The sequence below is a fragment of the Synechococcus sp. LTW-G genome (assembly GCF_054459035.1).
The window spans coordinates 1-23,231 of sequence record NZ_JBTKYW010000001.1; the positions used below are offsets into that span (position 1 = coordinate 1).

General features: G+C 63.4%; 20 protein-coding genes and 1 other RNA gene. 12 read left to right on the forward strand and 9 right to left on the reverse strand.

Annotated elements, in window-relative coordinates; translation table 11 throughout:
* Positions 1–289, forward strand: a 289-nt coding sequence (locus ACXIQ9_RS00005; RefSeq protein ID WP_459014809.1) for a hypothetical protein, incomplete at its 5' end; no start/stop codon positions are given.
* Positions 290–334: 45 nt separating this feature from the next.
* Here the strand turns inward: ACXIQ9_RS00005 and ACXIQ9_RS00010 are convergent.
* The 3 genes from ACXIQ9_RS00010 to ACXIQ9_RS00020 are packed head-to-tail and all read right to left on the reverse strand — an operon-like array spanning position 335 to position 5,489.
* On the reverse strand, positions 335–2,830 hold the full coding sequence (locus ACXIQ9_RS00010; RefSeq protein ID WP_459014811.1) for a ligase-associated DNA damage response DEXH box helicase: 2,496 nt from the start codon (positions 2,828–2,830) through the stop codon (positions 335–337).
* Complete coding sequence (locus ACXIQ9_RS00015; RefSeq protein WP_459014813.1) at positions 2,827–4,467, reverse strand: ATP-dependent DNA ligase; 1,641 nt, start codon at positions 4,465–4,467, stop codon at positions 2,827–2,829. The genes ACXIQ9_RS00010 and ACXIQ9_RS00015 overlap by 4 nt, the downstream gene beginning before the upstream one ends.
* Positions 4,464–5,489: a ligase-associated DNA damage response exonuclease gene (locus tag ACXIQ9_RS00020; RefSeq protein ID WP_459014815.1), complete on the reverse strand. Its 1,026-nt coding sequence runs from the start codon at positions 5,487–5,489 to the stop codon at positions 4,464–4,466. Before ACXIQ9_RS00020 ends, ACXIQ9_RS00015 begins: the two co-directional genes overlap by 4 nt.
* A 94-nt stretch (positions 5,490–5,583) precedes the next feature.
* Between ACXIQ9_RS00020 and ACXIQ9_RS00025 the strand changes: the two genes are divergently transcribed.
* Entirely contained in the window at positions 5,584–6,660 is a 1,077-nt protein-coding gene (locus tag ACXIQ9_RS00025) for a class I fructose-bisphosphate aldolase (RefSeq protein ID WP_459014817.1), read from the forward strand.
* On the opposite strand, the gene nadA is transcribed toward ACXIQ9_RS00025, so the two are convergent.
* A complete protein-coding gene (gene nadA / locus ACXIQ9_RS00030) occupies positions 6,657–7,625 on the reverse strand; it encodes a quinolinate synthase NadA (protein WP_459014819.1) in 969 nt (322 codons plus the stop codon). The two genes, ACXIQ9_RS00025 and nadA, sit on opposite strands and share 4 nt — an antisense overlap.
* A gap of 46 nt (positions 7,626–7,671) precedes the next feature.
* Here nadA and ACXIQ9_RS00035 point away from each other — a divergent pair, with 46 nt between their 5' ends.
* The 3 genes from ACXIQ9_RS00035 to ACXIQ9_RS00045 all read left to right on the forward strand — a co-directional run bounded on the left by ACXIQ9_RS00035 (position 7,672) and on the right by ACXIQ9_RS00045 (position 10,762).
* Positions 7,672–8,523: a TIGR04168 family protein gene (locus ACXIQ9_RS00035; RefSeq protein WP_296416691.1), complete on the forward strand. Its 852-nt coding sequence runs from the start codon at positions 7,672–7,674 to the stop codon at positions 8,521–8,523.
* Between the two features lie 3 nt (positions 8,524–8,526).
* A complete protein-coding gene (locus ACXIQ9_RS00040) occupies positions 8,527–9,603 on the forward strand; it encodes a hypothetical protein (protein ID WP_459014822.1) in 1,077 nt (358 codons plus the stop codon).
* Between the two features lie 253 nt (positions 9,604–9,856).
* Positions 9,857–10,762, forward strand: coding sequence for a glycoside hydrolase family 24 protein (locus ACXIQ9_RS00045; RefSeq protein WP_459014824.1), 906 nt, complete (start codon positions 9,857–9,859; stop codon positions 10,760–10,762).
* An 11-nt stretch (positions 10,763–10,773) separates the two neighbouring features.
* Here ACXIQ9_RS00045 and ACXIQ9_RS00050 read toward each other — a convergent pair whose 3' ends face one another.
* A complete protein-coding gene (locus ACXIQ9_RS00050; RefSeq protein WP_247478675.1) occupies positions 10,774–11,601 on the reverse strand; it encodes a TPM domain-containing protein in 828 nt (275 codons plus the stop codon).
* Between the two features lie 141 nt (positions 11,602–11,742).
* Between ACXIQ9_RS00050 and ACXIQ9_RS00055 the strand changes: the two genes are divergently transcribed.
* Complete coding sequence (locus tag ACXIQ9_RS00055) at positions 11,743–12,828, forward strand: class I SAM-dependent methyltransferase (protein ID WP_459015757.1); 1,086 nt, start codon at positions 11,743–11,745, stop codon at positions 12,826–12,828.
* Here the strand turns inward: ACXIQ9_RS00055 and aroB are convergent.
* Both aroB and recQ read right to left on the reverse strand, forming a co-directional pair.
* Positions 12,825–13,943 carry a 3-dehydroquinate synthase gene (aroB, locus tag ACXIQ9_RS00060; protein WP_424162832.1) on the reverse strand — a complete coding sequence of 373 codons (1,119 nt, stop codon included), beginning with the start codon at positions 13,941–13,943 and terminating at the stop codon, positions 12,825–12,827. The two genes, ACXIQ9_RS00055 and aroB, sit on opposite strands and share 4 nt — an antisense overlap.
* Before the next feature lie 25 nt (positions 13,944–13,968).
* Entirely contained in the window at positions 13,969–15,786 is a 1,818-nt protein-coding gene (gene recQ, locus ACXIQ9_RS00065; RefSeq protein ID WP_459014826.1) for a DNA helicase RecQ, read from the reverse strand.
* Positions 15,787–15,830: 44 nt separating this feature from the next.
* On the opposite strand from recQ, the gene ACXIQ9_RS00070 reads away from it, so the two are divergent.
* From ACXIQ9_RS00070 to ssrS, 5 genes are all read left to right on the forward strand, one after another.
* The gene (locus tag ACXIQ9_RS00070; RefSeq protein WP_459014828.1) at positions 15,831–16,727 is read left to right on the forward strand and encodes a carbohydrate ABC transporter permease; all 897 of its coding nucleotides are present in this window, start codon (positions 15,831–15,833) and stop codon (positions 16,725–16,727) included.
* Positions 16,728–16,786: 59 nt separating this feature from the next.
* Positions 16,787–18,139: a type I glutamate--ammonia ligase gene (locus ACXIQ9_RS00075; protein WP_459014830.1), complete on the forward strand. Its 1,353-nt coding sequence runs from the start codon at positions 16,787–16,789 to the stop codon at positions 18,137–18,139.
* A complete protein-coding gene (locus ACXIQ9_RS00080; RefSeq protein ID WP_459014832.1) occupies positions 18,139–19,383 on the forward strand; it encodes an MFS transporter in 1,245 nt (414 codons plus the stop codon). The genes ACXIQ9_RS00075 and ACXIQ9_RS00080 overlap by 1 nt, the downstream gene beginning before the upstream one ends.
* Before the next feature lie 39 nt (positions 19,384–19,422).
* The gene (locus tag ACXIQ9_RS00085) at positions 19,423–20,643 is read left to right on the forward strand and encodes a 5-(carboxyamino)imidazole ribonucleotide synthase (protein ID WP_459014834.1); all 1,221 of its coding nucleotides are present in this window, start codon (positions 19,423–19,425) and stop codon (positions 20,641–20,643) included.
* Between the two features lie 15 nt (positions 20,644–20,658).
* Positions 20,659–20,841: non-coding RNA, 6S RNA (ssrS, locus tag ACXIQ9_RS00090), on the forward strand.
* Between the two features lie 825 nt (positions 20,842–21,666).
* On the opposite strand, the gene ACXIQ9_RS00095 is transcribed toward ssrS, so the two are convergent.
* Together ACXIQ9_RS00095 and ACXIQ9_RS00100 are read right to left on the reverse strand one after the other, a co-directional pair.
* On the reverse strand, positions 21,667–22,368 hold the full coding sequence (locus ACXIQ9_RS00095) for a PDZ domain-containing protein (protein WP_459014836.1): 702 nt from the start codon (positions 22,366–22,368) through the stop codon (positions 21,667–21,669).
* Between the two features lie 28 nt (positions 22,369–22,396).
* Positions 22,397–22,699, reverse strand: a complete 303-nt coding sequence (locus ACXIQ9_RS00100; RefSeq protein WP_459014838.1) for a hypothetical protein — start codon at positions 22,697–22,699, stop codon at positions 22,397–22,399.
* 25 nt (positions 22,700–22,724) lie between these two features.
* On the opposite strand from ACXIQ9_RS00100, the gene ACXIQ9_RS00105 reads away from it, so the two are divergent.
* Positions 22,725–23,120 carry a glycine zipper 2TM domain-containing protein gene (locus ACXIQ9_RS00105; RefSeq protein ID WP_459014840.1) on the forward strand — a complete coding sequence of 132 codons (396 nt, stop codon included), beginning with the start codon at positions 22,725–22,727 and terminating at the stop codon, positions 23,118–23,120.
* Positions 23,121–23,231 lie beyond the last annotated feature (111 nt).

Sequence of the window (23,231 nt, forward strand, 5' to 3'; positions counted from 1 at the left end):
GCAGCAACGGGAGCCAGAAGGCCCAGAGCTGCAGGCGCCAGAAGAAGCTTCTGGAACAGTTTCATTGGTCCTCACACAAGGGGACGGGTATGAACCCGTCCGAGGATCTGTATTCGCGGATACATATGCAAGGGTTGCTGTGCCGTTGGTTTCTTCCGTTTTCCTCCATGGACGCCCTTTGGGGCGTCTCAATTACTTGTTTCCCTTGCTGATGGCGCTGGTTGATTGCCCGAGCTTGCGAGCTTTTTTCTTGTCTGCTGATTGCATTGAATCAATTACTCGTGGATAACACTCCTGAATTGATGGAGTCTTCGATGGTCGTGCATCGGATATCTCAGCGCTCCGCTTTGGTGGCCTCTGCGATCAAGCGCTGAACCCGATCCAGCACGGACTCGTTGCTGAGTCGATTATTCAGGCGCTCGACCAGGAGGGGAAAGGCCAGTGGCCCCGGGCGTTGGGTGCGCTCCATCAGCCATTCACTGGAGGCCATTCGCTCCAGTGCCGCGCGCAAGCGTTGCGTCTCGAGTTGCTCCTCCAGCACCTCACGGCGGGCCTGCTCCAGCAGCAGGTGATCCGGCTCGTGTTTTTGAAAGACGTCAAAGAGCAGGGCGGCACTGATCTGCAGTTGTCCTCCTGTTTTGTTCTGTCCGGGCATGGCCTGGGTGACCAGGCCGCTGACCTGGGCAATGGAGCGAAAGCGGCGGCGGCAGAGCTCTGAGAAGTTCAGGGCCTGCTCCAGGTCGGCGTCCAGGTTGGCGACGTCGAGCAGCTCATCGCCATGGAGCTCAATCAGCTCGTCAAAGGGGTAGCGCTTGGGGGCCAGTAGCTCAAAGCCGTAGTCGTTGATCGAGACCGTGACCGTGCTGGGGCGATAACGGGCCAGACGCCAGGCCCAGAGAAAACCAATGCCTTCATGGACAAAGCGCCCTTCGAAGGGGAAGACGAAGAGATGGCTGCCCTCACGGCTCGAGCACACCTCCAGCAGGATCTGCTCCCGCCTGGGGATCCGTGACAGATCAGCCTGGCGCCGCAGCAGTGGTTCAAGCGCCCGTAATTCCGGTGTGTCGAGCTCCACTTCATCGCTCAGGCCCTGGGCACAACGATCGACCTCCTCCCGCAGGTGTTCGCTCAGCAGATCAGAGAGGGCCATCTGTCCTCCGGCCCAGGCTGGAACCGTGGAGCTCTTGCGGCTGGTGGCCTTGACCTGAGCAGTCATCTCCCGCAGGCGCACGAACTCGAGTTGCCGCCCGGCAAAGAAGAAGACATCGCCCGGTTTCAGCCGTCCTATGAAGGCCTCTTCCACATGGCCGATGACAGCGCCCCGTACAAACCGCACTGTGACGGAGCGATCCGCGGTGATCGTGCCGATGTTGAAGCGGTGATGGCGGGCGATGGTCTTGTCGAGCACCCGGTAGCGATAGGGCTGGCCCGCTTCTGCCGGCTCATCGCTGTCTGGCCTGCAGCGCACCAACTTGCGGTAGCGGGGGTAGGCCCCAAGGCATTGGCCCCCGTGCTCGAGAAAGTCCAGGCACCACTGCCACTGAGCGTCACTGAGGTTGCGGAAACTCCAGCTGCTGCGAACGGTCGCGAGTTCTTGCTCGGGCTCAAACCCCGGGCCGCAGGCCCGGCTGACCAGATGCTGAAGCAGGACATCGAGGGGGAGTTCCGGTGGTTTGCGGTGTTCCACCAAGCCACTGGCCAGGCCCCTGCGCATGGCACTGACCTCCAGCAGCTCCAAGGCGTTGGTGGGCATGAACAGCACCTGCGACGTCCCACCGGGGCAGTGGGCGCTGCGCCCGGCCCGCTGCAGCAGCCGCGCCAGATTTTTGGCACTGCCGATCTGCACCACCCGCTCCACCGGCTGGAAGTCCACCCCCAGGTCAAGGGAGCTGGTGCAGACCACCCAGCGCAGATCCCCCGCCTTGACGGCCGCTTCGATGGCTTCCCGTTCCGTGCGATCAATCGCGCTGTGGTGCAGGGCCAGGGCGTCCTCCATCTCCGGGCAGGCGAAGCGCAGGCACTGGTGCCAGCGCTCGGCCTGGTTGCGGGTGTTGGTGAAGAGCAGCGTGCTGATGGCGGGATCCAGTCCAGCTATTAACTCCTCGTACATCCGCAGTCCGAGGTGGCCCCCCCAGGGGAATCCGTCGATCTGCTCGGGCAAGAGGCTGCGGATGGCGGTCTCCCGCTGCAGTTGCGCCGAGACGATCAGGGGCTTGCTGCCTGTTGCCCCAAGGGCTGCCTGAGCTGCCTCCTCCAGGTTGCCGATCGTCGCGCTGATCGCCCAGGTGCGCAGTTTGGGCCGTTGCTGCCGCAGCCAACTCAGGCAGAGCTCACACTGGCTGCCCCGTTTACTGCCCATCAGCTCATGCCACTCGTCAATGACGACGGCCTGAAGCCCCTCGAATAATGCCGGTGCCTTGGGGTTGGCCAACAGCACACTCAGCGATTCCGGCGTGGTGATCAGGATTTGCGGTGGGGTGCGCAGCTGTTTGCTGCGCTCATAGGTCGCCGTGTCGCCATTGCGGATTCCGACACGAATCGGCCAGCCCATGGCCTCAATCGGTTGCTCAATCGCTAGCGCCAGATCCCGCGAGAGGGCCCGCAGGGGCGTGATCACCAGCAGGCGCAGGCCCTTGCCTTGGCCTGGCTCCTGGAGCATCTCGGCGATGGGCCCCATCACGGCGGCGTAGGTCTTGCCTGAGCCGGTCGGAACCTGCAGCAGTCCGCTCTGGCCCTGGAGGTAGGCCTTCCAGACCTCCTGTTGAAAGGCCATGGGTGACCAGCCTTGCTGCTGGAACCAGGCTTCGATCGGCTGAAGCGCGCTGGTCATCGCCCCTCCATCAAGGCCAGGGCAGTGGCGACGCTGTCGGCCTCAGAGGCGGGTTTGTCTTGGCGCCAGCGACTGATGCGCGGGAAGCGGACCGCCAGGCCGCACTTGTGACGTTTGGAGGGTTGCAGACCTTCGAAGGCCAGCTCAAAGACCAGGGTCGGTTCGACCGCTCGAACCGGACCAAAGCGCTCGGTGGTGTGGGCCCGGATCCAGCGATCCACTTGCCGAATCTCGCCATCGTCGAGGCCCGAGTAGGCCTTGGCGAAAGTCACCAACTCGCCCTCGTCATTCCACAGCCCAAAGCTGTAATCGGTGTAGAGGTTCGCTCGCCGACCACTCCCGGATTGGGCGTAGAGCAGGACGGCATCGAGGTGGAAGGGTTCGAGCTTGTGTTTCCACCAGTGCCCGCGCTTGCGACCCACGAGGTAGGGGGAGGGTTTCGCCTTGAGCATCAGCCCTTCGGCCCCTTTCTCCCGCGCTTGCTCCCGCAGGGGCTCGAGCTCGCTCCAGCCCTTGAGGGCAGGGGTCTCGGAGAGGCGTAAGCGTGATCGCTCCTCGCCGTGCGCTCGGGCGTCGCTCCAGCGTTGAACCAGCGTTTCCAACTGCTCACGGCGCTCCTGCAGCGGCGCTTGCCGTAGATCACATCCCTCCAGCTCCAGCAGGTCGTAGGCCATGAAGGCCGCTGGGCACTGCTTTTGTAGGGTCCGGCTCGGGGCCTTGCGTCCGAGGCGCCGCTGCAGGGTGGCAAAGGGTTCTGGGGCTGGGGCCTCGGCCTGCCAGATCAAGACCTCCCCATCGAGCACCGTTCCCTGCGGCAAGGTCTCAGCGAGGCTGATGAGCTCCGGAAAGGCCTCATTGATCAGGTCCTCGCCGCGGCTCCAGAGACTGCAACCGCCACTGCGGTGGATCAGCTGACCGCGGATGCCGTCCCACTTCCACTCCAGTTGCCACTGGTCCGCAGGGGTCTGCTGGATCTGCTCGAGTTCGATTGGGCTGGCGAGGAAAAACGGATAGGGCCTCGCCGCCAGGGCATCGCCATCACTCGCGGCTGCGGTCAGCGCGGTGAAGCTCTCAGCCGAGGGTGTGAACCCGCCCATTAGGCGATGGGCGATGAGGGCTTCATCGAGATCGGCGCTGCGGGCGACGCCGCGGGTCACCAGCCCGGTCGATACCCCGACGCGGAAACCACCACTGAGCAACTTGTTGATCAACAGGAGCTCGCTGTTGGGCAGGGTTTGCCAGCAGCGAATCACCGCGGCCTCCTGCTCCTCCCCCTCCGCTGCAGCCAGTTTCGGGAGGACCTGCTCCATCCAGTCCCCCAGGCTTCTCTCTGGGCCCTGCCTTGGTGGATCCGTTTGGTGTTGGCCCCACAGCAGGGAGACCGTTTCGGCCGAATCCCCCACCTGGTTGCTGCAGGCTTCGAACAGCCAATCCGGCAGCGCCAGGGCCTTCACGCAGATTTCGCGCAGGCGCCGGCCGGCGATCAAGCGCTTGCGGCGCTTGCCCAAGAGCAGGGCCAGGGCCCAGGCACCATCAGCCGGAGGAGCCGAGCGGAAATAGGTCTCCAGGGCCTCCAGCTTGGCTGTGGTGCTGCTGGTGCCATCGAGTTCAGCGAAGAGTGCGGAGAAGGCCTTCATGGCGTCTCCTCCTCATCGAAGCGTTCGGCTTCAAAGGCCCCCTCGAGGGGTTCAGCGCTGATGCCCTCCACCTCCTTGAGGTAGCGCGAGAGCACGGCGCTCTGGCCATGGGTCACATAAACCTGCTGGGCTTGGCTGTCCTGAATGGTTCGCACCAGTCCGGACCAGTCAGCGTGATCGCTCATCACGAAACCGCGGCCATAGCCCCGCCGGCGCCGTGCTCCCCGTACGGCCATCCAGCCGCTCACAAAGCCGTTCTGGGCCTTCACCAAGCGACTGAGCCCCCGGCTGCGGTGGGCCGCCGGCGGCGCAATCACCAGGCGTCCCGCGAGGGATTCATCCTTGGGCAACTGGGAGAGAGCCATCGTCGGTGGCATGGCAACCCCCGCCTCGCGGTAGGGCGCCATCAGTCGATCGACGGCGCCATGGAGCAGCACTGTCTCCTCGATGCCGAGTCGCTGCAGCTCGGCGAGCACTCGCTGTGCCTTCCCAAAGGCGTAGCAAAAGAGCACCGAAGGCCTGTCCGGCGCGCCGCGCCACCAGTTGACGATTTCACGGGCCACTTCCGCCCCGCTTTGCCAGCGGTAGATGGGAAGGCCAAAGGTGGCTTCGCTGATGAAGACGTCGGCCTGAACGGGCTCAAAGGGTTCGCAGCTGGGGTCAGCGCAGCGCTTGTAGTCGCCGCTGACCAGCCAGCTCTCTCCGCCGGCCTCCAGTCGGATCTGGGCGCTGCCGAGCACGTGTCCTGCCGAGTGAAAGGAGACCCGGGCGTCGCCAATGCGGTTCAGGTCCCCGTAGCCCACCGGCAACAGATTGATCTCGGCCCCCAGCCGCTCCCGCAGGATCCCCTCACTGGAGGCCACGGCCCAGTACTCCCCACATCCCGGCCGGGCGTGGTCGGCATGGGCATGGGTGATCAGGGCCCTGGGGACTGGCCGCCAGGGATCAATCCAGGCACCAGCTGCCGCGCAGTACAGCCCTTCTCGGGTGAGCTGCAGCAGGCCGCCTGGGGCGAGGGGCATGGGCGCTGGCGGGCGTCATCGGCCTGAATCATGACCACCCAGCTCCCAGCACCGCGTTTTCTCGCTAGCTAGGGGGTCCCCCTGCTGCCCTGGCATGGCCCTGCAAGCGTTTCGTGATGAGCTGGCCAGCACTGCTGTTGCCCTGGCAGCCCCGGGAACAGGACTCTTGGCGGCGGATGAATCCACCGGAACCATCGGCAAGCGTTTTGATTCGATTGGCCTGGAGAACAGCGAGGAGAACCGGCGCGCCTACCGCAGTCTTCTGGCCACCACCGAGGGCCTCAGCGAGCACATCTCTGGCGTGATTCTGTTCGAAGAAACCCTCTTTCAAGACAGCACGACTGAGGCCGGTGGGGGACCGATTGTCGAGTTGTTCAAGGCCCAGGGCATCGTTCCCGGGATCAAGGTCGATCAGGGGGTGGAGCCCTTGGCCGGCGGCTTAGAGGGCGAATCCTGGTGCACCGGCCTGAAGGGCTTGGCGGAGCGGGCAGCGCGCTACTACGAACGCGGTGCGCGCTTTGCGAAGTGGCGGGCGGTGCTGCAGATCAGCTCCCATGGCTCACCATCGGAGCTCTCCGTTAAGGAGAACGCCTGGGGATTGGCCCGCTATGCCCGCACCGTTCAGGAGCAGGGCCTGGTGCCGATCGTGGAGCCGGAGATCCTGATGGACGGTGAGCACGACATCACCACGACCGCCGCGGTCCAGGAATGGGTGTTGCGCACCACCTACGAAGCCCTGGCGGTCAATGGGGTCTTTCTTGAGGGCAGCTTGCTGAAGCCGTCGATGACCTGCGCAGGGGCGTCCTGCCCCCAGCAACCCACGGCCGAAGAGGTGGGTGAATTCACGGCCCGCACCTTGATGCGCACGGTTCCCTCGGCCGTACCCGCGATCCTGTTCCTCAGCGGGGGCCTCAGCGAAGAGGACGCGAGCCTCTGTCTCAACGCCGTGAACCAGGCGGCCTCTGGAGCCCCTTGGCACCTGGGCTTCTCCTATGGCCGGGCTCTCCAGCATTCCTGCATCAAGCACTGGGCAGGATCGGATCTCAAGGCGGGGCAAGCAGCCCTGATGGCCAGGGCCCGTGCCAACGGCGCCGCCAGCCTGGGCAGTTATGTCGCTGGATCCGAACCCTCGGATGACAGCAGCCTCTTTGTGGCGAACTACAGCTATTAGCGGCTCATCTCGAGCATTTTTTGAATCGGTGCGAGGGCCCGCAGGCGCATCGCTTCATCCATCTCGATGCGCGGCTCCATCGACTCCAGGCATTGCCAGAGCTTCTCAAGCGTGTTCAGACGCATGTAGGGGCAGGCGTTGCAGCTGCAGCCATCGGCGCCGGGCACCTCAAAGAACGCCTTGCCTGGAACGGCCTTGCGCATTTGGTGCAGGATTCCTGGTTCCGTCAGAACAATGAACTCCTGGGCTGCACTGGCTTCGGAACGCCGCAGCAGGGCGCTGGTGGAGCCGATGAAGTCGGCGTGGTCCAGGAGGTGCTGCTGGCACTCCGGATGGGCCAGCACCTCTGCCTTGGGGTGATCCAGTTTCAGTTGCAGCAGGCCCTGCTCGCTGAAGGTTTCGTGAACGATGCAGCTACCCGGCCAGAGGGTGAGTTCCCGGCCGCTCTGGCTCTGGACCCAGCGCCCCAGGTTTTGGTCCGGCGCAAACAGGATCGGTCGATCAGTGGGGAGCTGATTCACCAGATCGACGGCATTGCTGCTGGTGCAGATCAGGTCGCTCTGGGCTTTGACTGCAGCCGAACAGTTGATGTAGCTGACCACCAGGTGGTCGGGATGCTCGGCCCGAAACTGGGCGAAGCCATCGGCTGGGCAGGCATCCGCCAGGGTGCAGCCCGCCTCCAGATCCGGCAGCAGCACGGTCTTCTGGGGGCTGAGGATCTTGGCGACTTCGGCCATGAAGTGCACCCCGCAGAAGACGATCACCTCGGCGTCGGTGGCCGCTGCCTTGCGGGAGAGCTCAAGCGAATCGCCAATGAAGTCGGCGATGTCCTGAATCTCTGGCTCTTGGTAGTAGTGGGCCAGGATTACGGCATTGCGTTGCCGTTTCAATGCGGCAATGGCCTCCGGTAGATCCCGGTGAGCAGGGCAACCGGAGGCGGTGTTCTGGGCTGCCGCGAAAACCAAGGATCTGGCCCTAAGTGGTGCAGGATGGCGGAAGCCTAGGCACCGCTTGGCCCCCCTCCGCATTGCCATCGCCGGAGATTTGCATGGCCAATGGGACGGCCTGGATGAGGAGGTTCTGTCCCAGGTCAAACCGGACGCCCTACTGGTCGTGGGCGACCTCAGCGACGGCCAGCAGGCCATCCCCAAGCGTCTCTCGCGCCTGGCCTTGCCCTTGGCCTGCATCCTGGGCAACCACGACACCGGCCGCGATGCCAGTGGCCGCACCCTTCAGGCGCAGTTGACGCTTCTGGGGGATCTGCACTGCGGCTGGGGCCTGCGGGAGTTGCAGCCCCCGGGGCTGGCTGTCGTGGGAGCCCGTCCGGCCAGTGCCGGAGGGGGGCATTACCTCAACCGCGCCGCCGAGGCGGTCTTTGGTCCGGTGGGCGTCGAGGAGTCTGCCGAGCGCATCACTGCAGCGGCATTGCGGGCTGATCCCTCGATCCCTCTGGTGGTTTTGGCCCATTCCGGTCCGACGGGTCTGGGTAGCGAGGCCTCCGATCCCTGCGGCCGCGATTGGAAGGCCCCGGCCTGTGATTGGGGCGATCAGGATTTAGCCCTGGCGATCGATCGCATTCGCCGCAGTCGTCCTCTGCCGTTGGTGGTGTTTGGCCACATGCATCACCGGCTGAAACGCGGTCAGGGGGAGCGTCAGAGCTTCTGCCGGGATCGATCCGGGACGGCCTATCTCAATACCGCGTTTGTCCCCCGCCACAGCGAGGACGCCCAGGGTCGTGCCCTGCGGCATTTCAGTTGGGTGGAGTTCCAGGGCGGCGTGCTGCAGGAGGTCTCCCATCGCTGGTTCAGCCATGCCGGCGCCCTGCTTTACCGCCAGACGCTCTATCGCGCGGAGGACGTTTAGACGGTGCTGATTTACGTCTGTATCAGCGGCCATGGCTTTGGCCATGGCTCCCGCGTCGCCTCTGTCTTGAGCGCCCTGCACCGGTTGCAGCCGTCCTGGCGGATCGTGCTCTCGACGCCCCTGCCGGCTCGTTTCCTCAACCTGGCCTTCGAGGAGATTCCCTTTGAACACCGCCCCTTGCGCTGGGATGTCGGAGTGATCCAGGCCGATGCCCTCGGGGCTGATCCAGACGCGACCCTGGCGGCGCTGGAGGCCCTGGACGAGCGCTTGCCCCAACAGATTCAGCAGGAGCTGGCCTGGCTAAGAGAGCAGGCTGAACCGGTTGTGTTGCTCGCGGATGTCCCCCCCGATGCGGCCCGTTTGGCGAGGGCCCTCGCCGCCCCGTTGATCTGGATGGGCAATTTCGGCTGGGATGCCATCTACAGGCCCATGGGTGGTTCCTTTACGGCCCTGGCAGAGCGGGCCCTGGGGCTCTACCGCCAGGGAACGGCTTTGATTCGCTGCCCCCTGGCCATGGAGATGGACTGGGGGCTCCCCTCCCATGACGTCGGTCTCACCGCCGGTCGTCCGCGCCTGGATTCAGCAGCGGTGCGCGATCGACTGAATCTGCGCGCAGCCCCAGATCGGACCGTGCTGATGGGATTCGGTGGATTGGGCCTCCAGCTCAACCCTGGGCTGTTTGCCCGTTGGCCAGACCACCACTTTCTAGTGAGTGATCCCGGGCTGCACTGCGAGGCCAAGAACGTCAGCGTTCTCCCGCAGGATCTCCGCCCCCTGGAGGTGATGCCCCTCTGCTCGCGCGTGATCACGAAGCCCGGCTACAGCACTTTTTGTGAGGCAATGGCCCTGGGGCTTGGCATTCACCTGGTCCATCGCGAGGGCTTTGCGGAGGCCCAGGTCCTGGAAGAGGCCCTGCAACGGCATGCTCCCCATCGCCTGTTGAGCCGGGCGCAGTTGGAGAAAGGGGAGTGGCAGCTCGATCAGCCGTTGATCCCGGCCAGCGGATCCGGCTTGCCTCCCGATGGGGCCGATCAGGCGGCTCGGATCCTGATCGCCTTGGCTTCGGACTTGAGGTGCTGATCTGCTGAAACTCTCAGCCTTTTGTTCTTTTTGTCACCACAAACTGTGATTGAGAGTGATGCGAACACGGTCGCGCAGTTCTTGATGCTGGTGGACGGTTATTGCACTGGTATGGATGACTTGCCTGTTTGACGGTTTGATAGGCAAACTCTACGCATCCAATTAATTAGTTGCCATACCTCGGCAGGAAATAGCTTTCCCGCCCCACGTAGACAGCTTGTTGGTTCGGTGCGCAGGTCGTGCACCCTCCCGGGTGTCCCTTTTCCGTGCGCTGCTCTTTGCCTTTGTTGGTTTGACCACTCAGATCCCCTCGAAGTCGATTGCTCCTTCGAGCTCTGTCTGCTCAACCCTCGCCCTTCCTCTCTTTTCCCTGGCCGGCGTTGCCCTGGCTCTGGCTCCGCTGCCTGCCCTTGCCGATGCCGGCAAGCTCAAGCCCCAGGTCAGCGAGACCAGCGACGTCAGCCTGTTGCCGGCCCTCCCTCCGGTGCCTCGGGCTCCTGCCATGCCCCGCTCAAGGCTGGCCATGCTGGATGGCAATGACGGCATGATCAGCCCTGGCGGTCCCTTCCGTTACGTCATCACGCCCGAGCGCCGTGCCCTGCTGAACACGATCCGTTTCGCCGAGGGCACCTGGGCCCGTGGTGAAGATCTCGGTTACCGCGTGATGTTTGGTGGCGGTCTGATGGGCGGACTGGAGCGCCATCCCAACCGCGTGATCTATTCCGGTCGCTACGCCAGCGCCGCTGCGGGTGCCTACCAGTTCATGCCCTTCACCTGGACGATGGCCAGTCAGAAGCTTCGTCTTGCCGGCTTTGGTCCCCACGTGCAGGATCAGGCGGCCCTGTTTTTGATCCAGCGCCGCGGGGCCCTGGCCTTAGCCGATCGTGGCGAGTTCACCCCCCAGTTGGCGGCGAAGTTGGCGCCGGAATGGGCCTCGTTTCCGACCCTGGCCGGATACAGCTATTACGGCCAACCGGTGAAGCGCTACACCGCCCTTAAGGCCTTTTACGAGCAGAGCCTCGCCCAGCTGAAAACCCTGGCAGAACCTGCTCAGGAGCCTGTGGTTGAGCTCCCCACCTGTGAGCCTGTGCAGTCCCTGCGCTGCCGTCTTCAGGCCCTCGATCGCATCGGTCCCAAGCCCAAGAGCCTGGGGATCTAAGCCAGGGCTCCTCAGCCCTGGTCGCCTTCCTTCAGGCGGGTTTTACCGATCGTGTTTTGGGCGATCAGGTAAGCCACCGCAATCGCCCCGACAAAGCCCAGGGCGTTGCGCACCAGTGGAAGCAGATCAGAGGTGCGGGTGATGATCGGTGCGACGCCGAACACCCCGAACAGGATCACCCAGAGGGGGGAGAGCAGCAGCACCCAGGCCCATTCCACGCTGTGCTCAGGTTTGCGGGGGTAGGCCGCAAAACCAACGATCAAGCCCCCAAGGATCGAGGTGGCCAGCGTCAGCAGCCATTGCTCCTGCGGCAGGCCGGGCACCACCTGGCAGCCGCCAATTTCAAGGCAGCCCTTCACCGTGTGGAGTGAATCGAGGATCGCCGCATCCTGGCCGTGGTCGCGGACGTAGTACTGGTTGCCAAAGCGGGTTTGCAGCTCCACCCAGTAGGTGCGGGGCATCAGGGCAAACAGCGCATCACCCACGTTGAAGTTGAGCAGGTTGCCGCCGCGCTCATCAGCAATCAGCAGCAGGGAGCGCTCATCGAGGCCCCAGAAATCCTTGACCGCCAGGCCTGGGGTGCGGTCGTATTGCGTCAGGACCCGCAGCTTCCAGCCGCTGACGGCTTCGAAATCGTCGATTTCGGCTTCGAGTGCCGCCCGCTGGTTGTCGGTGAGGATCTTGGCCAGGTCGATCACCGGTGTGGGGTGATCGGGCAGCAGGTCCGGATTGTCGTAGGCCCAGGCTGGAGCGGCCCCCCAGCCCAGCAGCAGCACCAGGCCGAGGGCCAGGCCCACCAGCCAACCGCGAAGGGCTTGGGCTGCACGCGGCTCGAACATGGCACCTGCTTCAGTGGCGAGCATTCTCCCTGAGTCCTCCTCAGCGCCGTGAGTTCTGCACCTTCCTCTCTGCATTCAGCTCCGGTCTGGCTGGCAGAGCGACTGGCGGCAGCCGGGGGCTGGGTTCCGTTCAGGACCTACATGGACTGGGCTCTCCATGACCCCGTCCATGGCGCCTATGGGGCTGGGCGGCTGCGCGTTGGCCCAGCAGGGGATTTCGCCACCTCCCCGTCCCTTGGTCCTGATTTTGCAGAGCTGCTCTTGCCGCAGCTGTTGCAGTGGTTCCAGCAGCAGCCGGCCGAAGCCCCCTTAGCCCTGATCGAGACCGGGCCTGGGGAAGGCCACTTGGCCCTTCAGCTCGCGCAGGGGATTGCCCGGGAGGCGCCGGAGCTGGTGGTCCGAATGGAGTTGGTCCTGGTGGAGCCGAACCCTGGGATGGCAGAGCGTCAACGGGGCTTGTTGGCCGATGCACCGCTGCGATGCCGCTGGCAATCCTTTGACGAGCTCCAAGCCAGCCCCCGCTCTGGCGTGATGCTTGCCCATGAGGTGCTGGATGCCCTGGCGGTGGAGCGGGTCATCTGGCACAACGAGCGCTGGTGCCTGCAGGGGGTATCGCTGGAGACCGGCGCCGATGGCGCTGCTGTCCTGCGGCTTGCGGCTGGTCCAGCACTCGAGGACCCACTGCGTCAGGAGCTGGAGGCCCTGACCCCTGGGCCCCAGCGTCCGGACGGTTGGTGCACGGAGTTGCATGTCGGTTTGCGCCCCTGGCTTGAGCAGGCCGCCCAGTCCCTCAGCAGCGGTCAGTTGCTCGTGATCGACTACGCCCATGAGGCCTGGCGTTATTACGCAGCGCAGCGCAGCCGGGGCACATTGATGGCCTACCGCAACCAGCGGGCCAGTGATGACCCGCTGCTGGAGCCGGGCCAGTGGGACCTCACGGCCCACCTTTGCTTAGAGACCTTGGAGCGCTCAGCGTTGGCGGCCGGTTGGACCCCCCTCGGTCAACGCCGTCAGGGCGAAGCCCTGTTGGCGTTGGGCTTGGCCCAGCGCCTGCATGCGCTGCAGCAGGGCGCACCATCGGAGTTGGCTGAACTGCTCAGTCGGCGTGAAGCACTGCTGCGTTTCGTGGATCCTGCGGCCTTGGGCGACTTCCGCTGGATGGCCTTTGCGCGTTCGCCAGGCTCAAGCCAGCAGCCGTACTTTCTGCAGGACCCGCCCTTGAGTTAGCGGCAGCGCTTCAGGGCCGCGAGCACCTGCTCGGGGCTCACGTCATCACGAATCTCCACGTGGCCTAGGCCCGTCGGCAGGACAAAGCGCACGCGGCCCTCGCGCACTTTTTTGTCCCCTTGGAGGCACTGCAGGACCGCCTCGGCATCAAGCTCGGGCCAGACCATGGGCAGACCCGCCGCTTTGATCACGGCTCGCTGACGGCGCTGATCCTCCTCGCTCCAGAGCCCCAATTCCAGGCTGAGTTCCCCGGCGGCGACCATCCCGATCCCGACGGCCTCGCCATGGAGATAGGTGCCATAGCCGCAGAGGGCCTCGACCACATGGCCAAGGGTGTGGCCGTAGTTGAGGATCGCCCGCAGTCCGCCTTCGCGCTCATCGGCGGCCACCACCTTGGCCTTGGCGGCAGCGGAGCGCTCGAGCACGCTCTGGAGCAACGCGCTTGGAAGGGTGTCCATCGAGGCCAGGCGGTCCCCGGCTGCCTCCAGTTCGTTGAACAGGTCGGGGTCGCCGATGACGCCGTACTTGATCACTTCTGCCATGCCGGCGCGGAACTCACGCTCCGGCAGGGTGGCCAGGGTCTCGGGATCGATCAGCACCAAGCGCGGTTGGTGGAAGGCGCCGATCAGGTTCTTACCGCCGGGATGGTTGACCCCGGTTTTTCCGCCGATGGAGGCATCCACCATGGCGAGCAGGGTGGTGGGCACCTGCACGACCGCGATTCCCCGCAGCCAACTGGCCGCCGCAAAGCCGGCCATGTCCCCCACCACACCACCGCCAAGGGCCACGATCAGTGAGCCGCGCTCGAGCTTGCGGGCAAAGGCGGCGTCGTGGATCAGCCCCACGGTGGCTGGCGTTTTTTGGTCTTCCCCGGCTTCGATCACCAGCTGGCTGGCGTTAAACCCTGCGGCCTCCAGGCTGGCCAGGGCTTGCGCCCCGTAGTGCTGATGGACCACGGGGTTGGTCACGATCAGCACCTTGGTGCCCGCCTTGATGCCTTGGCCCAGGATCTGTTCACCGAGGGCCGAGAGCGCTCCCCGGCCGATGACCACGGGATAGGGATTGGCGCTCAGCGCCACCTCGATGGTGCGGATCGCGGCGGCCGTGGCGCTCATGGAACAACGCTGCTGTCGCTTGAGGCTATCGGTCGCCTGCTGCCGTGAGCACCTCCAGCAGGGCCGTGCCATAGCGCTCACGCTTGGCGTTGCCAATGCCGCTGACGCCGGCGAGTTCGCTGAGGGAGGCGGGCCGCTGCGCCGCCAGCTCCACCAGGGTGCGGTCGTGGAACACCAAATAGGGCGGTACGCCTTGCTCACGCGCCTGCTCGCGTCGCCAGCTCTTCAGGGCCGCCAGCAGCGGGTCATCCGCTGCCACGGCCGCATCGCTCGGGATGCTGCGGCGCCGTTGCTCCTTCGCTGGCGGCGGCAGGACCAGCTCCAGCTCCTGCTCGCCTCTGAGCAGTGGCTGCACCAGCTCGGGCGGACCAAAACACAGCCCCCCCTTGGCGTCCTCCGGGGAATGCAGGGCCCCAAGACTCACCAGCTGCCGCAGCAGGGCCTGCCACTGGCCCCGGTCCAGCTCCTTGCCGATCCCGTACACGCTCAACTGGTCGTGCCCGAGCGAGCGGATGCGCTCGGTGTTACCGCCAAGCAACACGTCCACGACATGGCCCGCGCCAAAGCGCTGCCCTGTCCGATAGACCGCTGAGAGCGCCTTCTGCGCCACGACGCGGCAGTCGCTGCGCTGCTGGGGCTCCAGGCAGCCATCACAGTTGTTGCAGGGCTCGAGAAGCTCTTCACCGAAATGGCGCAGCAGCACCTGACGCCGGCAGCCGCTGGCTTCGCTGTAGGCGATCAGGGCATCGAGCTTGCCGCGCTCGATGCGTTTCTGCTCCTCACTGGCGCCGGAGTCGTCGATGAAGCGGCGCAGCTGCGGGATGTCGCCTCCGCCGTGGGCCATCCAGGCCACCGCCGCTAGGCCATCGCGACCAGCCCGGCCGGTTTCTTGGTAATAGGCCTCGAGACTTTTGGGCAGGTCCACGTGGGCCACAAAGCGCACGTCGGGTTTATCGATTCCCATCCCGAAGGCGATCGTGGCCACGACGACCACACCACTCCCCAGACGGAAACGCTGCAAGGCCTTGCGCCGTGCCTCGGCATCCATGCCGGCGTGGTAGCCGATGGCATCAAATCCAGCGGCCTTGAGTTCTGCGGCGATGCGGTCCACCCGGCTGCGGGAGCGGGCGTAGACAATCCCCGATTCGCCGCGGTGCTCCGCCAGGAACTGCAGCAACTGCGCGTTACCGCTCTGTTTGTGGCGCAGGAGGTAGCGAATGTTGGGGCGATCGAAGCTGGCCAGAAACACCTCGCCCTCCTGCAGCTGCAGGCGCTCGCGGATGTCGAGCTGGGTGCGCGGGTCGGCGGTCGCGGTCAGGGCCAGCCGCGGCACCTGGGGAAAGCGCTGCGCGAGCTGATCGAGTTGGCGGTACTCGGGCCGGAAGTCATGCCCCCACTGCGAGACGCAATGGGCCTCATCGATGGCAAAGAGGGCCAGCGGCATGGACCCCAGTCGCTCCAGCAGATCACCGCTGACCAGCCGCTCCGGTGAGACATACAGCAGATCCAGTTGGCCCTCGCTGAGCTGACGCCAGACCCGTTGGCTCTCGCCGGCCTCGAGGCCGGAGTGCAGGGCGGCGGCTGCAATCCCGAGCTGCTGCAGCGCCTCCACCTGGTCCTGCATCAGGGCGATCAGTGGCGAAATCACCACCGCCAGCCCAGGGCTGCAGAGCGCGGGGACCTGATAACAGAGAGATTTGCCACCGCCGGTGGGCATCAGCACCAGACCCGATCCGCCGCCGATCACGTGGCGCACGATGGCTTCCTGTGGGCCGCGGAAGCTGGCGTAGCCAAACACCCGTTGCAGCACCTCCAGCGGATCGCGGCTGCTTGGACTGGGCATGGGGCGCCTGGCTGATCGGAAAAGATCCACCACAATGGCGCGATATGGCTGAGCGTTCCCTCCGCACCGGTGCCTCCTCCTCAACCGCCTGGGCTTTCCTGGCGCCGGCGTTGCTGCTGATCTCCCTGTCGGTACTCATCCCAGCGGTGATGGCCCTGGTGATGAGCTTCACCCAGACCGGTCTCGATGTCAGTGAACCGCTGCGTTTTGTCGGGCTGGCCAACGTGCGCCGCCTGCTGGCGGACCCGATGTTCTTCAAGGTCCTTGGGACAACCCTGGCCTACCTGTTTGGTGTGGTCCCGCCGGTGGTGCTCGGTGCCCTGGCCCTGGCGGTGCTGGTGAACCGTCAGCTCCCAGGCATCCATTGGTTTCGCGCGGCCTTCTACACCCCGGTTCTGGTCTCGATCGTGGTGGCGGCCATCGCTTTCCGCTGGCTCTACGCCGAGAACGGTCTGATCAATGGCTGGCTCGGCAGCCTCCTGGGTCCTGGCTTTGAGCCGATTGGTTTCCTGACCAATCCACTCCTGGCGCTTCCGGCGGTGATGCTCGTGACCCTCTGGAAGGGCCTGGGCTACTACATGGTGATTTTTCTGGCCGGTCTCCAGGGGATCCCTGCTGACCTCTACGAAGCGGCGGAGCTCGACGGCAGTGAGGGTTGGCGCAAGCACCTCGACATCACCCTGCCCCTGCTGCGTCCCTACGTCACCTTGGTGGCGGTGATCTCAGCGATTGCGGCCACCAAGGTCTTTGAGGAGGTCTATTTGATGACCCAGGGGGGACCCGCCAACAGCACCAAGACCCTGGTCTATTACGTCTACGACCAGGCTTTTGCGGAGCTCGAGATCAGCTATGCCTGCACGGTCGGCCTGGCCCTGTTCGTCATTGTCCTGTTGCTCTCGCTTGTTCGCTTTGCCTTCGCCGGCGACGGCGGCTTGACCTAGTAGCGGCGCAGACGAATGCAGCAATCGCACGCATCCTTGGAGAGCGTTCGAAATGGGTCATGGTTGCTGCGATCGACTCGGTTCTGGAACGTCTGAGCGCGGCAGGTGTGCGGCAGGTCGCCGTGACCTGGGACAACCATGCCGGGGAGACCCTGGTGAAAGTGGTGCCCTTGCGCCACCTGCCCGATGCCATCGCTAAGGGTGTCGGCTTCTCACCGGTGTCGGATGCCTTTCGCTCCGATGGCGTGATTGATGGGGCGCATCGCCTGGCACGCCCCGATGGCGATCTCAGGCTTCGGGCTGATCTAGAGTCCATGGCGATGCTGGAACCACAGCTCGGCTGGGCTTGGGCCGCGGGAGAGCGCTGGGATCGCCAGACCGGCCCCTATGCCGCGGATCAACGTCACTTCTGCCGACGGATGGAATCGGAGCTCGAGGACTCCGGCTGGCGGCTTCGCGCCGGCTTTGAACTGGAGTGGGTCGTCGTTGTTCCTGGGGCAGATGGAACGCCGCAGTCCGTTCTTCCTGGTGGGCCCTATGGCGCGGATCGGTTGATCGAGGGCTTGGATTACGCCTCGGCCCTGCTCAAGGCCCTGGATGACGCCGAGGTTCCTTGGCTGCAGTTCCATCCCGAATACGGACCGTCCCAATTCGAGTTGTCGTTTGCGCCTGATCGATCCCTGACCATTGCCGACCATCTGATTCGCGCTCGCTTGGTGATCCAACGGGTGACCAGGCGATTTGGTTGGTACAGCAGTTTCAGTGCCAAACCCCGCCTGGATTGGGTGGGTAATGGCGGTCATCTGCACCTCAGCGTTCTCCATGACCAGGGCCCCATCCTTCAAGGGGGAGAGGGCTCCCATGGCCTGAAACCGGAGGGGGAAGCGTTAATCGCGGGCTTGCTTGAGCAGTTGCCCTCTCTGATGGCCCTGGCCAGTCCTTCCCCTGTGTCCTATCTGCGCTTGGTCCCGAGCAGTTGGTCGGCTCCCTTTCAGGTCTGGGGTGTGGAAAATCGAGAAGCTGCCCTCCGTCTTGTCCCGAGTGCTGCCGATGGTTCTGCCGCGCATCTCGAGATCAAGGCGGTCGATCCAACGACGAATCCCTATCTCCTGCTAGGGGCTTTGCAAGCCCAAGTGAAGGAGGCGCTTGCGCGTCCGCGAGTTCTGCCGCCAGCGCAGATCGGTGACCCGGCGGCTGCCCCGGGATTCTCGGCTCGACGTTTGCCGTCGAGCCTGCTCGAGGCCCGTGACGCCTTGGCGGCTGATCAGGTGCTGGAGGCCGCCATGGGCCCATTGCTGCATGGATCCCTGTTGGACAGCCTGGCCGCTGAAATTCAGAGGGTGCAGCAGCTCCCTGTGGAGGAGCAGATCAGCAGCTGTTGTTGGTGGCCGTTGGTCGGAGGCTTGGCCTGATGCAACGCCCAGCTCTCCCGATCGCTGCGGCGCTCGGGAACACGGTCGAGTGGTTTGACTTTGCTGTGTATGGCTACTTCGCCCATGCCATTGGCGCGGCGTTCTTCCCTTCTGATCGGCCCTCGTTGCAAATGGTGAGCGCCTTCGGGGTGTTTGCAGTCGGCTACTTGATGCGCCCGGTCGGTGGCCTACTCCTCGGGCCCATTGGCGATCAATGGGGACGCCGCGTCCTGTTGTTGATCAGCGTGTTTGTGATGGGCTGCTGCAGCTTGGCCATCGCCCTGTTGCCCACCACGGCCCAGATCGGACCCAGTGCTGCTCTGCTGTTGGTGCTGTTACGGATGCTTCAGGGCCTCTCGGTTGGGGCGGAATACTCCGGAGCGATTTCCTGGAGCGTTGAAACGGCGCCCGGTCACCGGCGGGCCTTCTTCTCCAGCATCACCGCCAGCGGCGCCACGGTTGGCTTCATTGCTGGTTCCGCAGCCGCGGCTCTGGTCAGCCTGGCTTTCTCAGCGGAGGCGATTGAGGCTGGAGCCTGGCGCTGGCCCTTTGCCTTTGGGGCTCTGCTGTCGTTCGTTGTCCTTCTGCTGCGCCGGAGCCTGGAGGACAGCCGGCCTGGCGATGCGGCGAGCGGATGGCGTGCTCAGTTCCAACTGCTGTTTCAGCAGTGGCCAGCCATGGTTCGCCTGGTGGGCAGCGTCGCTCTGGTGACCGCGATTTTCTATCTGGCGGCGGTCTATTACGTCGATGTGATGGTGGCGGCCCATCCCGAGCAGGCGGCTCTCTTAAACGGCTTCACCTCTCTCGTTCAGGTGTTCAGCCTGCTGCTCGCGCTGTTGGGGGGCTACCTGGCCGATCGCTGGGCGCCTTTGCCACTCCTGCGCCGTTCCCTGGCCGTGCTGATGCTGGCGCTGGTGCCCGGTTTTCTCTTGCTCGCCTCTGGCTCCATCGCTGGGTTTGTTTGGGGCCAGGCGCTGTTGCTCTTGCCGACCTTCTTCTATTCCGGCATTACCCCTTACCTGCACGCCTCGTTCTTCCCCGGGGGAGCCCGTTGCGGTGCCTTCTCGTTCTCCTACAGCCTGTCGGTAGCCCTCTTTGGCGGATCCGCTCCTCTCGTCGTGGGCTGGATGGTCAATGCGGCGCACTGGAGTTCGGGTCCGCTGCTGTATCTGGTGCTGCTGGCCGTGCTGGCGTGGTGGGCGTGGTCTCGCAAACCGCCCTATCTGGAGCCTCGACCGAGTTAGGCCTTGCATGCGAAATTGAACGATTGGAGCTCAAAGCGCATGGGCCCTGCGATTGGCATCGTCGGCGGCGGCCAGTTGGCCTGGATGCTCGCCGAGGCTGCCCAACGCCGGCAAATCGCTCTGCAGGTCCAAACCCCTTCAAGTGAGGACCCTGCGGTCTCGCTGGCTGCAGGGGTGGTCCAGGCTCCCGTGCGCGATGTCGCGGCTACGGCGGAGCTGGCGACCCGTTGCTCCGCCATCAGCTTTGAGAACGAGTGGATTGATCTGGAGGGTCTGGCGCCCTTGGCGGCCCAAGGGGTCCAGTTCGTTCCAAGCCTGCAGGCGCTCCAGCCCCTGGTCTGCAAGCGCAACCAGCGGGAGCTGCTGCAGCGTTTAAACCTCCCGTCCCCGCGCTGGTTCCCCCTGACGGCGGCCATCCCGCCGAAGGCGAATGCAGCCTCAGCAGGGCGTCCCGCTCCTGCGGCGGTTTGTCCGGAGGGTTTCAGCTTTCCGCTGATGGCCAAGGCCGCCACAGGTGGCTACGACGGCAAAGGCACGGCGGTTCTTCAGGGTCTTGATGACCTGGCGGCCTTGATCGCTCGCGTTGATCCGGCCAATTGGATCGTCGAGGAGTTCGTCGCGTTTGAGCAGGAATTGGCCCTGGTTGCAGCCCGCGATCGCTTTGGTGAGGTGGTCTGTCTGCCGTTGGTGCAGACCCACCAGCATCAGCAGGTCTGTGATTGGGTCCTGGCCCCGGTGGAAGCCAGCCATGCCCTGCAGCAGGCCGCCCGCAACATCGCCGCATCGCTGCTCACGTCCCTGGACTACGTAGGGGTGTTGTCGCTGGAGTTTTTCTATGGGCGCAGCGGCTTACTGATCAACGAGTTGGCTCCCCGCACCCATAACTCCGGTCATTACTCGATCGAGGCCAGCAGTTCCAGTCAGTTCGATCTGCAACTGCTGAGTGTCAGCGGCGAGCGTCTTGAGGAACCGTCGCTTCTGGTGCCAGGCGCCTTGATGGTGAATCTGCTGGGGTTTGAGCAGCGCTCCGCTGAGGATCCAGCTGCGGACTACAGCGAGCAGCGTCAGGCCCTAAGCGCCCTTCCGGAGGCCCATCTCCATTGGTACGGCAAACGGGGCTCCTCCCTTGGCCGGAAGTTGGGACATCTGACGGTCTTGCTGCGCACCAGCGAACCGGAGCAGCGCCGCGAGGAAGCGATGCAACGCCTGCAGCAGGTCCGTGAGATTTGGCCACTGCCCGGCGATCCAGGCGCCGCTTGATGGGCCTAGGATTTCAGAGGACTGCTGTGTTGGTCACTGCCTTTTACAGTTTTCTGATCTGACTCCCTTTTCGACTTGGGGCGTCTGTCGCGACAGTGCCGTAGACCGGCCTCGTAGCCGGAAACGAATCTGCGCTTTGACTCCCCTTCTGGTTTATCCAGGTCGGAATCTGGGGCAGAACGGCACAGCGGTTCACCCCATTGCAGCGCAGTCAATCTCGGGTTTTGCTCAACCCGATTGACTGAGGAGCTGTCTGCCACATTGACTGACAGCTGAGCGTTGTCCCGAGCTTCTGGCGAGGCTTCGATTAGCCCCTTCAGTGTTCCCCATAGATCTCAGCACTGAAGGGAGCATGAACGCTGCCGGAGTCCTTGTGAGATCAAGAGGGAGCTTCCGAAATTTGTGATGGGATTACAAGCCCATAGGGGTTGGACACCCACGTGCCCTCCCAATCCCCACGCTCGGCCGCCCCTTTCACAAGGAAGCAGCCAGGGCTAGACCAGATGTAGGCAAGGAGAGGTTGATGGAACCACTCACTGACGGCATCCTCATGGCGCTGTTCCTTTGGGCAGCGGTCGCGGTCATCAAGAAAGGGTCTTTGAAGAAACCAGAACCGTCTTGCCACGTGTGCATCCGGTAAGGCGACGACAAACCCCTGGCGGATTGCTGACCTTCGCTGATTCAGCAAGCTCTCCGACAGAAACCCTGCTCAATATCTGGATGAGCCTGTGTGATTCACCTTTGGTGTCTGCGTTTAAGCGTATGAGCTTGTTTTTATCTCTCGCTACTTATGCCGACTCGTGAGTGCGATTGATGCATCCTTTCACTTGTCGATAGCTCTCTGGAGTCCTGGTTGTCACCTGAAGAGGTGGCGGAAGCTTGTGGCGGGATCTTCCGACACTCTCGTTTCCCAGCACGAAAAAAAAACTTCTGACAGGTTCAGCTAGAGCCTGGGAAAGTTCTAGCCCAATAGTGAGGTTGACTCCCGGTGCAACTTTGATGTGAGGAGCTTTTTTGAAGTCCTTAGTCCTCTACTGGCTTGTTTGTCTTTAGATTGAACTTTGCTATTGCCTCTGGATAAGTGACCTCTCCGTAAGTAATGATTACGGTCTCCTCTGCTCCATTGGTTTTCTTAACTATCAGTTTTCTGGTCTGACCGAGTTTATGGGTGAGTTGAAACTGATCAGGGCAACCTACTCCATCTATGCTTAAGATGAGATCACCTCTCTTGATTCCGGCTTTGTCGCCAGGAGAATTAGGGATAACGTCAGTAACTAGCGCTTCTGTTGTTCCACTGATGCACTTTGCTAATGTCCCGTCATTGATCTGTGTATGGGGTGGTCGGCGCATTCTGATGATCCCATTCTTGAGTTCATCCTCAGTCATGCCGTTCCAGCCGGAATGGTTGACGCCAACTTGTGGCTCTTCCAGTGGAAGGAATTCAGCAGTTATGGCATCAACTATTTTTCCGCTGAATGCCAGGCCGCCACGACCGCCGAAGATATTCTTCTGGCACCACCATCCTTTACCGGCCAGGCGAGGGTCATTAGGTCGGCCAGTTAGGCATGTCCATTGTTGACACTTCCCAGCGCCAAGGTATGCGAAGCCACTGGGACAAGCGTTGCCACTAGTTTGTGCCTTCTCGATATCAATAGTCATCTTTTTGTCTTCGGGCTTCTTGCCTTTGGAGACTCTGATGCAGTCTTCGAAGTTAGAGGCTTTCACGCATCCGTCGACAATGTCTTGGCTGAGTTCAGCCTTGACCCAAGGGGTAAAAAGTGCCGTTGAGCCAATTGCAATAGCTAGCAGAGTTGACTTCTTCAGCATTGACTAAACCATTCTCTATCGAAAGTAGCATCGCCGAAATATCTGGCCTCGATATGGAGTGTTTTTCTCCATAAACTAATGCCCCAACATGTTCCCGCGGTTTCCGGATCCTGTTCAGGTTCTCCCTGGCCTTATCCAATTGATACTGAACCTCCTGAACCTGTGCGTTCACCCCCTTTGCAGCGCAGTTGACGTTTCCTCTGGTCAGATCCAGATCGCGCGTGATCATGGGCTTCCTGCTTTCTTGGAACCGAATGAAGTCCCTGTCTGTTCTGGCCGGGCTCACGCTTGCGTTCAGCACGGTCCAGGCGAGCTCCGCCTGGGCTCAGCAGGACTCCCAGCCTGGTTACTCCAAGACCAGCACCTGCTTTAAAGACGAATACCGAGAGGAGTACGTCCCCGGAACGAAAGAGAAACCGGGCTACGTCAAGAAGTGGAGCGAAAAGGTCGAGATCCCCTGCACGACGCCTCCAAAGCCGACGGCCTCAGAGAAGGTCGACGACAACAGCTGCATCGAAGGCTCCGTCATCGGTGGTCTTATCGGCGCGGGTGCTGGAGCTGCTCTCTCCCGCGGCAACGGACGCTGGATCGGTGTTCCGGTGGGTGCAGCAGCAGGCGCCTTGGTGGGTTGCCAGGTCGATGGCGGCTGATGCCCTTGCGCTCAAATGAGGTGTGAGAGAGGCAGTGAGCGTGACCCCACCCACCCCATCAAGCAACCACGCAAGACAGGGTCTCCCCCTCACCCACAAACAATAGACAGG

Coding starts and splice junctions, on each gene's coding strand:
- ACXIQ9_RS00010 (WP_459014811.1), bottom strand. CDS start 2,830: ATGACCAGCGCGCTTCAGCCGATCGAAGCCTGGTTCCAGCAGCAAGGC.
- ACXIQ9_RS00015 (WP_459014813.1), bottom strand. CDS start 4,467: ATGAAGGCCTTCTCCGCACTCTTCGCTGAACTCGATGGCACCAGCAGC.
- ACXIQ9_RS00020 (WP_459014815.1), bottom strand. CDS start 5,489: ATGCCCCTCGCCCCAGGCGGCCTGCTGCAGCTCACCCGAGAAGGGCTG.
- ACXIQ9_RS00025 (WP_459014817.1), top strand. CDS start 5,584: ATGGCCCTGCAAGCGTTTCGTGATGAGCTGGCCAGCACTGCTGTTGCC.
- ACXIQ9_RS00050 (WP_247478675.1), bottom strand. CDS start 11,601: ATGTTCGAGCCGCGTGCAGCCCAAGCCCTTCGCGGTTGGCTGGTGGGC.
- ACXIQ9_RS00055 (WP_459015757.1), top strand. CDS start 11,743: ATGGACTGGGCTCTCCATGACCCCGTCCATGGCGCCTATGGGGCTGGG.
- aroB (WP_424162832.1), bottom strand. CDS start 13,943: ATGAGCGCCACGGCCGCCGCGATCCGCACCATCGAGGTGGCGCTGAGC.
- recQ (WP_459014826.1), bottom strand. CDS start 15,786: ATGCCCAGTCCAAGCAGCCGCGATCCGCTGGAGGTGCTGCAACGGGTG.
- ACXIQ9_RS00070 (WP_459014828.1), top strand. CDS start 15,831: ATGGCTGAGCGTTCCCTCCGCACCGGTGCCTCCTCCTCAACCGCCTGG.
- ACXIQ9_RS00075 (WP_459014830.1), top strand. CDS start 16,787: ATGGTTGCTGCGATCGACTCGGTTCTGGAACGTCTGAGCGCGGCAGGT.
- ACXIQ9_RS00080 (WP_459014832.1), top strand. CDS start 18,139: ATGCAACGCCCAGCTCTCCCGATCGCTGCGGCGCTCGGGAACACGGTC.
- ACXIQ9_RS00085 (WP_459014834.1), top strand. CDS start 19,423: ATGGGCCCTGCGATTGGCATCGTCGGCGGCGGCCAGTTGGCCTGGATG.
- ACXIQ9_RS00100 (WP_459014838.1), bottom strand. CDS start 22,699: ATGATCACGCGCGATCTGGATCTGACCAGAGGAAACGTCAACTGCGCT.
- ACXIQ9_RS00105 (WP_459014840.1), top strand. CDS start 22,725: ATGAAGTCCCTGTCTGTTCTGGCCGGGCTCACGCTTGCGTTCAGCACG.